Annotated in this window: 10 protein-coding genes; 2 read left to right on the top strand and 8 right to left on the bottom strand. The window is 47.3% G+C overall.

The features are described from left to right. Positions 1 to 138: 138 nt before the first annotated feature. The 8 genes from ACRJJO_RS02505 to ACRJJO_RS02470 form a co-directional block, all read right to left on the bottom strand. Positions 139 to 1,461 carry an erythromycin esterase family protein gene (locus ACRJJO_RS02505; protein WP_431064366.1) on the bottom strand — a complete coding sequence of 441 codons (1,323 nt, stop codon included), beginning with the start codon at positions 1,459 to 1,461 and terminating at the stop codon, positions 139 to 141. 1 nt (position 1,462) lies between these two features. After that, the gene (locus ACRJJO_RS02500) at positions 1,463 to 2,038 is read right to left on the bottom strand and encodes a hypothetical protein (protein ID WP_431064365.1); all 576 of its coding nucleotides are present in this window, start codon (positions 2,036 to 2,038) and stop codon (positions 1,463 to 1,465) included. A gap of 276 nt (positions 2,039 to 2,314) precedes the next feature. Beyond that, complete coding sequence (locus tag ACRJJO_RS02495; protein ID WP_431064364.1) at positions 2,315 to 2,584, bottom strand: hypothetical protein; 270 nt, start codon at positions 2,582 to 2,584, stop codon at positions 2,315 to 2,317. 211 nt (positions 2,585 to 2,795) lie between these two features. After that, positions 2,796 to 4,082 carry a tRNA (N(6)-L-threonylcarbamoyladenosine(37)-C(2))-methylthiotransferase MtaB gene (mtaB, locus tag ACRJJO_RS02490; RefSeq protein WP_431064363.1) on the bottom strand — a complete coding sequence of 429 codons (1,287 nt, stop codon included), beginning with the start codon at positions 4,080 to 4,082 and terminating at the stop codon, positions 2,796 to 2,798. After that, on the bottom strand, positions 4,082 to 5,311 hold the full coding sequence (locus ACRJJO_RS02485) for a nucleoside recognition domain-containing protein (RefSeq protein ID WP_431064362.1): 1,230 nt from the start codon (positions 5,309 to 5,311) through the stop codon (positions 4,082 to 4,084). The genes mtaB and ACRJJO_RS02485 overlap by 1 nt, the downstream gene beginning before the upstream one ends. Before the next feature lie 581 nt (positions 5,312 to 5,892). Further along, positions 5,893 to 6,843, bottom strand: coding sequence for a response regulator (locus ACRJJO_RS02480; protein WP_431064361.1), 951 nt, complete (start codon positions 6,841 to 6,843; stop codon positions 5,893 to 5,895). A gap of 397 nt (positions 6,844 to 7,240) precedes the next feature. Beyond that, on the bottom strand, positions 7,241 to 10,642 hold the full coding sequence (locus ACRJJO_RS02475) for an ATP-binding protein (RefSeq protein WP_431064360.1): 3,402 nt from the start codon (positions 10,640 to 10,642) through the stop codon (positions 7,241 to 7,243). A 928-nt stretch (positions 10,643 to 11,570) separates the two neighbouring features. Next, on the bottom strand, positions 11,571 to 12,338 hold the full coding sequence (locus ACRJJO_RS02470; protein WP_431064359.1) for a hypothetical protein: 768 nt from the start codon (positions 12,336 to 12,338) through the stop codon (positions 11,571 to 11,573). 137 nt (positions 12,339 to 12,475) lie between these two features. On the opposite strand from ACRJJO_RS02470, the gene ACRJJO_RS02465 reads away from it, so the two are divergent. Together ACRJJO_RS02465 and ACRJJO_RS02460 are read left to right on the top strand one after the other, a co-directional pair. Next, positions 12,476 to 12,649 (top strand): hypothetical protein, encoded by a 174-nt coding sequence (locus ACRJJO_RS02465; RefSeq protein ID WP_431064358.1) that lies wholly within the window; start codon positions 12,476 to 12,478, stop codon positions 12,647 to 12,649. Between the two features lie 218 nt (positions 12,650 to 12,867). After that, complete coding sequence (locus ACRJJO_RS02460) at positions 12,868 to 13,785, top strand: hypothetical protein (RefSeq protein WP_431064357.1); 918 nt, start codon at positions 12,868 to 12,870, stop codon at positions 13,783 to 13,785. The last annotated feature ends 198 nt before the right edge of the window (positions 13,786 to 13,983 follow it).

Below are 13,983 nucleotides of genomic sequence, written 5' to 3'. Positions count from 1 at the left end.
ATTAGATAAGGAATGCAAAACTGCAAACTTTCACAGTCAAAGGCTATTCAAAATTTTAGAAATTTTAGGGCAAGCCGTTGTAGGACTTCATGAACTTCATGTTTAAACAGCCGAACTTAGGTTCCTGCGAACATAGAACTATCGAACCGGCGTCAATTCCTGAGTCTTTTTGATGAAAACAAAACTATCGTAACGCCGCGCAATGCGTGATCCGACATACTGGCCGTAGTCCCGTCTTGGATCATAAATTACCCCGATCGCTCGGTTTCCAATCAGTTGATCGAGCGGTTCGTGGCGCCGTTCTTCGTCACCGAACATCAAATAAAACGCTTCCGGTTCGAGCCTTGCTAAGACTTCCTCGATGCTGCCTGGCTGGGCTTTGGGTATGGTCATGATCGACATCGGCGCGCCCCAATAAGCCCCGGCGTTTACCTTGCCTTGATCTGTTCCGAAACCGACGATATATACCAGGTCCGCGCCTAGCGATTGCCGGCTCAACTGACCGATATTCAAGGTTTCTCGCAGAATCATCGTGGATTTACTGGCATCGCCGACATGCGTGTTGTGCGCCCAAATAATACCTTTTGCATCGGAGCCATGACGTTCGAGTAAGCCTTCAACCGATACCCACATGTGTTTTGCGCGGCTGTTCCAGGCATCGGGGCCTTCTCGGATCGCCAAGCGGAAAAAATCCTCGGCATTCTTAATGACCAAGGCTTTTTGCCTGGCTCGAAAGCGGATTTTAGAATCGTTATCAGCGGCTTTAGGCTTTAGGTCTTGAATGATTTTAAGGACTTCGGCCAACTCCTTTTCACATGAAAAACCGCCTTGCGCCGTAGCTTTCGCATACATCCATTCATCACGGTCGTATTCCTTGAAACAGTTCAGCCGGCGTTCGATTTCGGGAAGCGTCTCGGGAAAATACGCTCCGGTTAGCGCTAGTAGGTCGTCGATCGCTTCCCATTGCCCGTAGACATCCATGCCGAACAAGCCGATTTTATCCGCTTCTGGACGGGTTTTGTTGAATTCGCGAAGCCATTCGGCTAAGCCCTCAATGTCCCGGTTCGCCCACATCCATTGCGGCCAGCGGGCGAAGGTTTTGAGCACATCGACAGCCGTCGTGCCTGGCTTGGTACGGCCTTTGACATAGTCGTTGAGGCGATAGAGCGAAGGCCAATCGCCTTCAACGGCAATGAATGAAAAGCCTTTTTCGGAAATCAAGCGTTTGGAAATTTCGCTTCGCCAATGGTAGAACTCATGCGTGCCGTGCGTCGATTCGCCGAGTAAGACCAATTTTTTGTCGCCGGCCGTTTCGATTAAACGGTCGAGGTCCGAATTTTGTCTGAGAACAAGGGCTTTCGGCGCTAAATAAGCCGACAAAGAGTCGGAATCGGCATGCGCAAACATTACGCCGAACAATAAAAAGACTGAAAAAAACAAAAATTGAGTGATGATTTTCATATCATGTAAGAGATTTGAGATACCGAATGAAAGCAAGCCGGGATCGGTTTATCGATAAGAATAACGATGATTTCTTAACGGTTTGAACCCAATTTTTCGGTAATAGTTTCTCAAGTTTTTGTTTCAAATTGACGATTTGGCCAACGATACTTTGATGTATTGCGCTGGTCTTGATCGTATCGATGATCCATATCAAAAAATCATAGGATACTTTGAACCACGCAAATGTTAGGAGCTTGGTCTTGGCAATGCGAAAAAGCCAGAAAGTAAATGCAGCGACCGGAATTTTACCGATATAAAGAGTAATGCCAAAAGCTAGACTGCCTTTGGCAAGCAAGCCGATTGCGATAAAGCCGAGCAGCTCGACCTGAATGAATAAAAACAGAAAAACGCACAGCAGCGCGTAGCGGTTCAAGTCGACAACCGAGGATTCTATTCGTTGCAAAACCTTCAGGCTATGGACAAACCTAAAAACCGGAATAGCAATCGTATCCCAGATCAGCTCTTCCAGCAGAATATAAATAAAAACCCAAAAGCCTAAGAATAAATTGCTGATTTTCTTTATAAATTTTGCCATAGAAAAGCCCGGGTGCAAAAGTAATCAAGCGTTGGGTGAAAAAGATTAGAAAAGCGTATGTTTTTTAAGGCTATGTTTGCGTTAATAATTGAAATTAATACTATGCGAATGCCGAAAAGACTGTAGGGTACGCTGTGCGTACCTCAGGAGACCACCCGTAGCTTAACGTGCTCCGTTGTGCCGACATTAGGTACGCGCAGCGTACCCTACAATTCGCTTTGAGTTTTTAAGTGTTTCCGGTAGCGGTGACAACTATTACCGCATACATAGCATTTATTAAACAGTGCAAGCCGAGACGATTTCGCCTTTGTTGTTCAACATCAGTTTTAAACGGCCATAGCAAGACTTTTGGTCGCATTGGCATCCTGAACCTTCCATGATGCTTTCAAGGAATGTGACATAAATCAACCATTCGCCGGGTTGCCGGTCCAAAACCTCATATTGTATCGATTCGTTGATAATCCACCCGTTTTGGCTGCAAAAATCAGTCAATACATGGGTGGCTTCCAAAAACTTTTTTATCGGGTCGTCTTTTGTTTCAAGCATCGCCGTTAGCACTCCCAGTTATTTGTTGTCGATTAAGATAAACAACCGGAACGGCTAAAGCAACCGACTAAGCGGAATAAAGTCGAATCAGGTTTCAAGCATTGTTGAAATCTATCTGGAAGGAGAAACGGACAGTTTCCATAAGGTGCGGTATGTGTTGTGTTTGGCGAACGCCTCACTGTCTCAATACCTTAATGCTGAATTATATTTCCTAAACCAGTGTCGCAACTAAATGATTGTGATCGGTTGCCATTAGCTTGGCATCGATAATTCGGTTTTCAATCGCTTTGGGTTCGTCGACCTCACAGCCGACTCGAAGATAATTCGGCGTATAACCGAAAATTCGATGTTTACCGTTGTCGAGGGGCTCGGTTTGGCTTTCCCAGAGTATCGGTATAATTTGTCCGAGATTTTCTATTTGGAATTGCCGTTTCATCATGTCGGCGAGTGAATGTAATTCTCGGCTGCGTTGTTTCTTGATCGTTTCCGATATTTGATTCGGTAATGTAGCGGCTTTCGTGCCTTCGCGGCGCGAATAGGCGAAAATATGAATATGACCGAAACCGGTGTTTTCGATGAAATCGAAGCTTTCTTGCCATTCTTGTTCAGTTTCGCCTGGGAAACCGACGATGATGTCGGTCGTGATGTTGAAGTGCGGAATCGCAGTTCTCAAGCCGGTCACGATTTCACTGAACTCTTCGGTTTTGCAGCGTCTGGCCATGCGTCGCAGCACCGAATCCGAACCGCTTTGCAGCGGGAGATGCAGATGCGGCATCAAGCGCGGATTATCGAAAAGATTGGCAAAATCGTTCGGCAATTCCCAAGGCTCCAGAGAACCCAGCCTGAGTCTCGGAATATCTGTATCGCTAAGAATTGCTTTGATCAGGTCGGACAGGCTTCGATCGGTGTCGGATCCGTAACCGCCGAGATGCACGCCGGTGATGACGGCTTCATTGATGCCTTGGCTGTGTAGCGCATTGATTTCGTCGACGATTTCTCGTATCGGTCGGCTTTTTTCCTCGCCGCGAGCGACCGTTACGATACAGAACGTGCAGCGATAACGGCAGCCGTCTTGTACTTTGATAAACGCACGTTGTCGGCCTCGGCTGAATAATGAGACTTCGCCGGGTTCGGTCGACATGGCCGGCATGCTGTCCATGTTCAGTTCGGTCAGGGTTTTGGCGACCAAACTATCTTTGTCTTGATTGCCCACGACGAGATCGACGCCCATCAATTGTTCGGCTTCTTCGCGGTTGAGTGTGGCGTAACAGCCGCTTACGACCAGTTTCGCTGCCGGATTGGTTCTGTGTATACGCCGTATCAGTTGGCGCGATTTACGTGCCGCATCTTGCGTAACCGCGCATGAATTAATCACGATCAGATTCGCGTTCTCGGCTTGGCGAGTGATTTGATGGCCTTTTTGTTGAAAGGCCTGAGCCCACGTTTCGAGCTCGGCTTCATTGAGACGGCAGCCCAATGTTTTAAGATGTACGTACATTATCCAAAAAACCAATAGGTAATGAGTATGGCGGCTAAGATGCCGAAAAAGTCCGCTATTATCCCACAAGCGGCCGCATGGCGAATATTTTTGATGCCGACTGCGCCGAAATACACGGCTAAAACATAAAAGGTTGTTTCGGTGCTGCCTTGCAAGATAGAGGCAAGACGTCCCGCGAATGAGTCGGCGCCGAGCGTTTGCATCGTATCGATCATCATCGCCCGCGCGCCGCTGCCGCTGAACGGTTTGATCAACGCGGTCGGCAATGCGTCGATGAAACGGTCGTCCCAAGACAACATTTTGACCAGTGCTCTAACCCCTTCAGCTACCAAATCCAACGCGCCGCTCGCGCGAAACACGCCGATGCCGACCAGCATTGCGACCAGGTATGGAATGATGCCGATTGCGGTTTGAAAGCCTTCCTTTGCGCCTTCGATAAACGCTTGGTATGCGTCGATTCGCCGGTATATCGCACCGCAGATAAATATGACGACCAACGTGAATAGAATGATGTTGCTGATCAGTGCGGACTGTTCGAGCATTTGTTCCTTAGGTAGCCGGTAAAAATATCCGACCACGGTAGCAATCAATATACTGAAGCCGCCAAGATATAATGCAACGACTCGATCGAACAAGTTGATTTTCTGAACCGCCGCGACAGCAATCAAGCCTGCCACGGTTGAAAAATAAGTGGCAATCAGTATAGGAATGAAGACGTCGGTCGGATTAGCGGCACCCAATTGTGCGCGGTATGTGAAAATCGTCACCGGAAACAAAGTGACCGCCGAAGTGTTGATGACCAGGAATAGGATTTGCGCGTTACTCGCGCTATTCGGGGTAGGATTCAAGGTCTGCAGTTCCTTCATTGCCTTGATGCCGAGCGGTGTAGCGGCATTGTCGAGACCGAGCATGTTCGCGGCGATATTCATGACCATCGCGCCCAAGGCCGGATGGTTTTTCGGTACTTCAGGCATCAGGCGCGTGAACAGCGGCGTCAAGCCGCGTGTTAGTAGGAGTATGAAGCCGCTACGTTCTCCGATACGCATGATACCGAGCCATAAGCTCAAAACGCCGGTCAAACCTAACGATATTTCAAAAGCCGTTTTTGAAAGCGCGAACATCGAAGACATGATGCGCTCGAAAACCTGATGGTCGCCCATAACGATCAGTTTGATGACGGCCGTCATGAAGGCGCTCAAAAAAAAGAAAATCCAGATGATGTTCAGCATGATCGGCGATGGTGTTATCGCGGGGTTCGGAGGACATTATAATTGCCGAAGTATAGCATGTACCGATTAGCGATAAAGCGGAGGTACGACGTAAGGAAATGCAGGAGCAAAAATCGATCGACTATCCTGGTGCCGTCTTACGTTAATACCGCAATCGGAAGTAAAAAAGACACAGATGATGAACGTTTGTTTGAGCTAATTTTAACTGAGATAAATCGGGAAAAAGAGGGCTGCCTCCAGGCAGCCCTAAAGTGGGGGTCAATCGAAAATTGACTATCTTGTACTGCGATATTTAAGTTCAAAGCCTAAAATCAAAAAAGATAGCGGTTACAATTGTTTCAGACGTTACCGTTATTAATTGCGATTTTGTCCGCAGAATAAACCTTTCGCACTTAAAATTACGGCAGTGCCTGAGGAGGCGACGGAGTGTCCGATCCTTCACCTAGCGTTAGGTGCTGGGTGAATGCAGATTTTGCAGGGAGCAAAATCTGCCCTGCTGCCGACATTCTCGCTAGCCACCCCCCCATACCTTCATAAAGTTAGTCATCTTTTGAGTATAAAAGGAGTAAGTCATTTCGTGCTCATTCCTTAGCTTTTAGCATGACCATGGCTACGGCGGCAGCTCGCGTGACAACGCCGAGTTTTTCGAAAATATGCTCCAAATGCTTGTTGACGGTGCGCGGACTGCTGCCGAGGATGATGCCGATTTCTTTGTTGGTTTTGCCGCGGGAAATCCACATTAGTATTTCCGCTTCTCTCAAGGTAAGGCCTAAGGAGTCTTTCAGCGACTCAAGATCCCATTCTCGTGAGACTACTCGATTTTGTAATAAGAGGAGAAATTCACGGGAATCGGCGCTTCGAGACAGTTTGATCGATAATTCTCCGAGTGTGTGATCTATTTCCAGAGGTAATTTCCGGCCTATATGATCGGCCTGGATTTGTTCTCGAAGCCATTCCGAAATCGGTTTCGGAGGGAGTGCGCCGATTTCGATTTGCGGGCCTGATTCAAGTTTTTCGGTTAATTGATTCAACAACTTTTCCGCGGATGGCGTCAACCAAGTAATACGCCCGGAGCTATCCACAGTTAAAGCGGCGAACGGGGCATGCTTTAACGCGGTTTTGGCGCGTAGGATCTTTCTGGTTTGAGTCAGATGGACTTCGACTCGTGCCAATACTTCGTTCGGTTTGATCGGTTTGACGATATAGTCCAAGCCGCCTTCGTCGAAGCCTCTTAATAGATTATCCAATTCGCTTAAGCCGGTCATGAACAAAATAGGAATGTCGGATGTTACAGGGTTGCTCTTTATTTTTCGACAGGTTTCGAAACCGTCGATTCCCGGCATGACGACATCGAGTAAAATGATATCGGGGGGCAAAAAGTCGATTTGCTCAAGCGCGGAAAGCCCGTCTGTGGCGACTAATACCCGATAACCGGCTTCCGAGAGCGTGTCGGATAAAAACGCCAAGTTACCGGGCGTATCGTCGATGATCAATACTGTGCCCTTATTATCGGAATGATTTGCCGCAGTCATAGTTTAAAATTGATTCCAAGCCATTTTGGTAAATGTTAAAAGCAGGCCCATAAACCTAAAAAAGCGTTTCACCATGAATAACATGAAGAATATAAATTTAATTCAATAACTTGCTATGAATTTGTATGGATCATTCACTCACCCAAGGTAAATATTCAGTCTCCTAGCAACTATCGTTCCCACGCTCTGCGTGGGAACGCCTGAGTACCGCTCCAGCGTCTCGGTCTTCATTACAACGCTGGAGCGTGGGAACGATAGGGGAGGGATGTGAATAATTACCACTCAAGATGTTAGCGAGAACGCTTAGATAATATATTGAAATTCTTCAGTAACTTCATGTGCTTCATGGTTAAGCTGCTGAATTTAGGATAAAGGCTGAATATTCATAATCGCAAGTTCAAAGCTTATCGATCGAATCGGTCTTCACTCGCGTAATTTCAACATCATTACTTGATAACAGCAGTTTTTTGATTTCCCCGATTTGAAATTCGTGGGCCAAATTTTTTATTTTGGCGGCGAATATCGCGTATTCCGACGCCAAAGGGTCTAATCGAGTCTTCAATCCAGTTAAATCGCCGATTCGAACGAATCCGGCGAGTTCGTCGATTACTTGTTGCGGTGGGAATACGATCGCATTATCTGCCGATTGATTCAAAACGTGCGTGTCATCATGGTGCGGAATCCATTCCAGCGAGAGATGCAGACCAAGTTTGAATAATAACTCGCGAATGTTTACCGGCTTCGAGAGAAAATCGTTGCAGCCGGCGTTGATTGCGGTGATTCGGTCCGTTAAATAGGCGTTAGCGCTCAGTACAACGATGGGGTTTTTAAAACCTTTCTCGCGTAGCTTTGTGGCAGTTGCTAAACCGTCGATATCCGGCATCGAAAGATCGAGTAGAATGAGGTCGAAAGGAATGTCCGAAACGATGTCGATACAGGCTCTACCGGATTCGGCTTCGTCCATGGCGAAACCGAGGGGTTCCAGAATCGAGATGATTAAATCGCGGTGTTCGGCCTGATCGTCGACGACGAGCAAGCGTTTACGGTGTCCCGAGTAGCCTTGGACGTCAGTGTCTCTGACGGCTTCCGGCGTCGCGCCTTGATTCGGTAAAAATAGGCGCACCGTGAATGCCGAGCCCCGACCGGGCTCGCTCGTGACCGACAGTTCTCCACCCATGATTTCGGCGAATATTTTGCTTATCGTAAGCCCGAGTCCGCTGCCTGAAACGGCATTGCCGCCATTGTCGTGTATTCGTGTGAAGGGTTGGAAGATGTTTTGCAATTGATCCGGTTCGATGCCCTTGCCGGTGTCGATAATTTGAAAGTTGGCGACCTCGCCGCTGTAACCGATGCGAAAGATAATGCCTCCCGTTTCCGTGAACTTGACGGCGTTACTGAGCAAATTCATCAGAATTTGCCCAATCCGTTTTTCATCGCCGCGAATTCGCTGGGGCAGGGAATGGGTGAACTGGCAGCAAAACGATAAACCTTTTGATTCGGCCTGGGGTTTGTAGACACGCACCAAATGATCGATAAAAGCCGGAAAATGAAACGGCGCCGATTTAATTTCGAATTTACGCGCCTCGATACTCGCGATATCGAGAATATCTTCGACCAGCGATGATAGATGTTCGCCGCTGCGTTTCAATGTTGCGACTGCTTGTCGGCGGCGTTCGGGTATCTCCGGATCTTTTTGAAGAATATAGGCGTAACCGATGATACTATTAAGCGGCGTTCTGATTTCGTGGCTCATGTTGCTCAAAAAACGACTCTTCGCGCTATTGGCAGCGTCGGCCATTCTTAAAGCTTGGGCCAATTTTATGTCGGTCTTTTTATGTTCCTCGATTTCCATCAATAATAATTGCGTTTGTTTAGCCGTTTCTTCATGGGCGACGCGGCGGCTCTCATCGTTCAAAATCAGCCACCAGGTACACAAACCGATAAAAACCAACAGCGACGCATAAATCTTGACGAAATTTTCCAATAGCAGTCGAAAAGCAGGCAAATAAGGCTGAGCGGTCAACAAATCCTGATAATAAATAATTCCGACAAAAATACTGGTCAATACCGTTAGAAACAAAAACAGCAGGCCAAAACGCAGCAATCGCAAACGAGTCTGTAGCGATAATGTTTTCGGCATGAAGCGCCGGGCTACTATTTCCAAATAGTCGTCGAGTCGTGCTCCGGGCTTGCAAGCATCCAGGCAACGCGCCTCAAGCGTGCAGCACAACGAACAAATACTGCCTTGATAAGCGGGACAATAGGCGACGTCTTCCTGCTCGAATGAGTTACCGCAAATGCTGCAGTGTTGATGAGACGCTTTGTTGTTTTCGTCCCGGTCGCGGGCTAGATATTGTTTCGGTCCGGCAACGACTGCGATGAGAGGAACAAGAATAAAAGCTAAGCCAAGCGAAATAAACGCCGAGAAAGCGCGCGGATAATCGCCGAATGCGCCAAGGTAGGCCAGTATCGAAACGATCGACGCGCATAAGGTTGCGATAATACCGACCGGATTGAGGTCGGGCAGGTAGGCGCGCTTGAATTCGACGATTTTGGGGCTGATGCCCAACGGCTTATTGATCATCAATTCAGCGGCAACCGCGCTGATCCAAGCGATCGATATATTGGAAAACAAACCCAAAACTTTTTCCAAAGCGCCGAAAACACCGAACTCCATCAACAATAACGCGATCGAGACATTGAATACTAACCAAACGACGCGTCCAGGATGACTGTGCGTCACGCGCGAAAAAAAATTCGACCAGGCGAGCGAGCCGGCATAGGCATTGGTTACGTTAATCTTTATTTGGCAGATGACGACGAATAGCGTCGTGACGGCCAGTGCAATTGCCGGATTGCCGAATAGGTCGTTATAAGCGATTAAATACATTTGAGTGGGTTCGTGCGCGTGCTCCGCTGCGATGCCGTTTCGCAATGCGAGATGTGCGAGTAGGGCGCCGCCTAATTGTCTGAGCATTCCGAATAATACCCAACCGGGGCCGGCGGCAATGGTGCCGAACCACCAACGAAAGCGGTTCTTCTGAGTTTTTTCGGGCATGAAGCGCAAAAAGTCTACTTGTTCGCCGATTTGAGCGATCATCGAAAATGCCACCGTCGCGGCGCTGCCGAACAGCAGCCAGTCGAAATCGCGTCCGCTGCCGGCGATCCAAAAATAGGTTTTGAGTGTCAGTAGTGCTTCGGGTTCGTGCCGGTAAACGGCGATATAAGGCGCGATCAACAAAACCAGCCAGATCGGCTGAGTCCATAGTTGCAGCCGACTGATCGTCGTGATTCCGAAAGCGACCAGCGGTATTACGATCACCGCGCTAATGACGTGGGCCAGTGCGATTGGGATTTGAAAATAGAGTTCGAGCGCGAGCGACATGATCGACGCTTCGAGTGCAAAAAGCGTGAAGGTAAACGAGGCATAAATCAAAGAGGTAACGGTCGAACCGATATAGCCGAAACCGGCGCTGCGAGTGAGCAAGTCGATATCGATGTTATACCTGGCGGCATAATAGCTAATAGGAAAGCCGGTGATAAAGATAACTAGGCCAACCACTAAAATTGCCCAGAACGCATTGGTAAATCCGTAATTGATCGACAGAAAACCGCCGATGGCTTCCAAAACCAGAAACGAAGTCGACCCGAAGGCCGTATTAGCCACTTGGAATTCGGACCATTTGCGGAAACTACGCGGCGCAAAACGCAGAGCGTAATCTTCCAAAGATTCGTTAACGACCCAGGCGTTATAGTCGCGGCGAATTTTCGAGATGTTCTGATGAATCGGGGCGCTCATTGATAGTCAAGCATGAGGTTTCGGCATTGAAAGCAAGTCATTGAACAATGAATAATTACAGCAATTTATATGCCGTAATTGAAATAGACTGTTGTCGAGGCGGACGGCACCCGATCGGTGCGCATGTGTCGAATAAAGGCGGCGGCGTGTTTTGATATGGTGCGAATGACGAAAAAACGCACATTATTAGTGCTGCGGAAAAAGGGCAGTGCGCGGAGCAAGGTTTTCCTATACCTTGTGCATATCGAACATTGTCATCATGCACTCTCCCCGAAAGGGAGAGTGCAGATATAAATTTTAAACCTAATGCTCATGAAGGCCCGGCCACTCGCCCGACAGGACGCCGTGAACCCAGCACCTAAATTATCCACGGTAGTTAACCATATGGAATTTAGGTGCTGGGTGAATACATCCATGTAAGCTCGACGGCGGAATCTGATTGCCATGGATGGCATGAATGCAGATTTTGCAGGAGCAAAAATCTGCCCTGCCGCCGAGGCCTGTCGATCGAGCAACCGCACCCTCTTCGGAGCCTGCATTTTTACAGCAGCGTTTTGCATATCGATAAATTAGATAAGGAATGAAATTCCGCGAACTTTCACCGGCTTGGTGAAGCCTCAAACTACTCACTTTTGATCGAAAAACCGTCTAAGAAAAAAGGTATGGGATATGTCTATCGAGGACCGCCGTAAACCCATCCATGGGGGCTTGACGGCAGCAATCCCTGCTGCCGACATCCTCGCTAGCCACACCCATACCTTCATAAAGTTAGCCATTTTTTGAATATAAAGGGAGTACCATCCACCCTTCGACAGAGCACCCCTGAGCGCAGCCGAAGGGTATAGGTCGAACAGTAGTTTGAGGCTTTCAACTGCTCTCATTAGGTTAAAAAATCGGAAATTTAACAAACGAGCGCGATAATTCCGATTTATTTTCTTTCATGGCCGAGTTTCAAAATAACGGGCGAGCCTTGGTTATGGATCGTAATTTGTTTATAGCTTTTCTTTTCGACGTTAATGTCATTTGACTTGGAGGGCTTGGGCTTGCCTGGTTCGATTTGCGTTTCCGGCTCTTCAACGGTTTCAATTAAAACATCCGGAGCCCAGCTCGGACTGATCGCTTGAAGCGTATCCACACGTTCTTCCGGTTGAACCTTGAGCGATTTCAACAAATTCAGGCAAACGGTGCTCACTTGGTCGATCAATCGCGAACGTTTTTCGCCCCCTGACAGCGGTTTTGCGATAAATTCCATCGTATAGTCCGCCGACTCGTTACTGTTCTCGGCCGAGATTAGTTTACAGGTTACCGGCACGATTTCCGCTTTTTGAAAATTTACGGCTCGCGGGTCGGAATTTCCGGCAGTAAATGAAAAACCGGTCGGGGTGCTACCGTGCTTGACGGCTTCGATCGTTGCCTGCATCCGATGGTCGGCGGGTTTATCGGTATCAATGCCGATGGTATAACCCCATTCGTTTAAATGACTTGCGATTGAGTCGGCCATTTCATGCTTCGCCGTGTCATCGGCTTCATAGCCGGCCGCTTCGATATCGATTTCGAAAAAGATTTGCTTTACCGAAGCGGCATCGATCGGCGCTCGTTTCATATCGGGGACTATCGTGCATCCGGTTAAGGTTGTCGCGATAACCGAAAGAGCTATGAAAACGCTTGATTTTAGGTGATGCAACGGTTCGATCATGGCTATCCTGTGATTGGTAAAAATAAAAATCTACTTCTTTATGCCTTTCGCACTTCAAATTTCGGCGTAATCGCTTCCACTCTCTTAGGAAAAGTTCAGGGGAGAGGGAAGCCAAAAAATGAAAATGGGTGCGATCAATGAAAATTAAGCAACAGCGATGCCAAATCGAATCCGATCGCTTGGTAACCGATTTGGTTATCAGCGATTTTAGTATCGAGTCATTCGGCATATCGACACGCAAAAAGTATGCTTTCGTTTCGGTTTTGGCCGGTACATTGCGAGCGTGTTTAATAAAGCTTGAAACACTTTAGAATGCCTACCGGTATTTCGGTATACGTCATTTACCCGATAGGCTAAATAAAACGAAAAGGGGTCAGGTTACTTTTTTTGATTGATGGCGTCCGATAAGAATGGTAACCGGGCCGCATTTTTCAAACCGAAGTCGATTATGTTTATGTGAAAAAACTTTCCGACTAATTTCAATCCGCAATTAAAATGGTTGATCTCGAATTATCGCGGCCAATTAAGCATGAAAGAGCAATTGTTTACTTTTGAACAAATTCATATTGAAGTCGCGCGAAATGCTTCCGACGATTTCAACCTGTTTCACGACAAACACAAATGGTTGCAGATTACCCACAATCCGTTCAAAGGCCCCATCGTGCTCGGTTTTCAGTTGAATACGCTGATCGAATACCAGATGCGACTTTACCGCGAGGCGCAGCATGAGGAGCAGATCATAGCCGATAAACAATTGCGATTTAGCAATTACCAGATTATTTTCGTCAATGCCTTACGGCCGAGCCAGGAATTTTCGCTGGAAATTAAAAAAACCTTGATTAACACGATTCCCGATTTGACGTTGACTAACCGAGTCGTCATAAAGTCGCAAGGCAAAACGATTTTGCTCGGCTATAAAAAAGAAACCCAAGCGCCGCTGTTTCTAGCGAATACTGATTTAAACGGCTTGCCGGATCTGAAAACGGTCGCCGATAAAACCCTGGTGCCGGGCAGCGATTACTTTTTAATGCGAAAATGGATGCATAACGGCAATGTCAAGAATTTTCTGTCGGGTTCTCTGGCCGAGCAATCCGATTATTTTGACGAACTAGCCGAGGTGGCTCGTTATCCTGAAATATTTCCTTGCAGCTTAACTTCCGGAGTCTTACTGGAAAAGGCACAACTTGAGAATCACGATTTCAAGGCTAATCCAATGGTCTATACATCTCATGAATTATCGATCGACCGTCATTGGGTCGGGCAACTGAAAAACAACGATAAAGTTTATATATTGGTCAAACAACTGCCGGAGTCCAAGGATAACACACTCAATAACACTAGAATCTTGTTGCGTTCTTACGAATGTTACGGGGTACTGGAAAACAAGGAGATTCTATTCAGAATAAAACTAAACTTGGTGCCGTTGGAGGAAATCTTAAAAATTTGAAATTGAAAAGTAAAACGGGGTAGTCGGTAGTAGACCTTAATATACCTTTCGCACTTCAAATTTCGGCAGTACCAGGCGCCGAATTTTGATCTACGACGGGTATAATATGAACATCCAAAAAAGCAAAAAAGGGTTCCTTGTTGTTGCGATGTTTTGGTATTTAGGTGTCATTATCCTAAATTTGGCAGCTTAACCATG

It is taken from the genome of Methylotuvimicrobium sp. (genome assembly GCF_050611805.1).
Lineage (GTDB): Bacteria > Pseudomonadota > Gammaproteobacteria > Methylococcales > Methylomonadaceae > Methylotuvimicrobium.
This window is presented reverse-complemented; position numbering and strand designations above follow the sequence as displayed.

Excerpts from the sequence above, each read along its gene's own strand:
- ACRJJO_RS02505 (WP_431064366.1), bottom strand. The coding sequence starts at position 1,461 with ATGAAAATCATCACTCAATTTTTGTTTTTTTCAGTCTTTTTATTGTTC.
- ACRJJO_RS02500 (WP_431064365.1), bottom strand. The coding sequence starts at position 2,038 with ATGGCAAAATTTATAAAGAAAATCAGCAATTTATTCTTAGGCTTTTGG.
- ACRJJO_RS02495 (WP_431064364.1), bottom strand. The coding sequence starts at position 2,584 with ATGCTTGAAACAAAAGACGACCCGATAAAAAAGTTTTTGGAAGCCACC.
- mtaB (WP_431064363.1), bottom strand. The coding sequence starts at position 4,082 with ATGTACGTACATCTTAAAACATTGGGCTGCCGTCTCAATGAAGCCGAG.
- ACRJJO_RS02485 (WP_431064362.1), bottom strand. The coding sequence starts at position 5,311 with ATGCTGAACATCATCTGGATTTTCTTTTTTTTGAGCGCCTTCATGACG.
- ACRJJO_RS02480 (WP_431064361.1), bottom strand. The coding sequence starts at position 6,843 with ATGACTGCGGCAAATCATTCCGATAATAAGGGCACAGTATTGATCATC.
- ACRJJO_RS02475 (WP_431064360.1), bottom strand. The coding sequence starts at position 10,642 with ATGAGCGCCCCGATTCATCAGAACATCTCGAAAATTCGCCGCGACTAT.
- ACRJJO_RS02470 (WP_431064359.1), bottom strand. The coding sequence starts at position 12,338 with ATGATCGAACCGTTGCATCACCTAAAATCAAGCGTTTTCATAGCTCTT.
- ACRJJO_RS02465 (WP_431064358.1), top strand. The coding sequence starts at position 12,476 with ATGAAAATTAAGCAACAGCGATGCCAAATCGAATCCGATCGCTTGGTA.
- ACRJJO_RS02460 (WP_431064357.1), top strand. The coding sequence starts at position 12,868 with ATGAAAGAGCAATTGTTTACTTTTGAACAAATTCATATTGAAGTCGCG.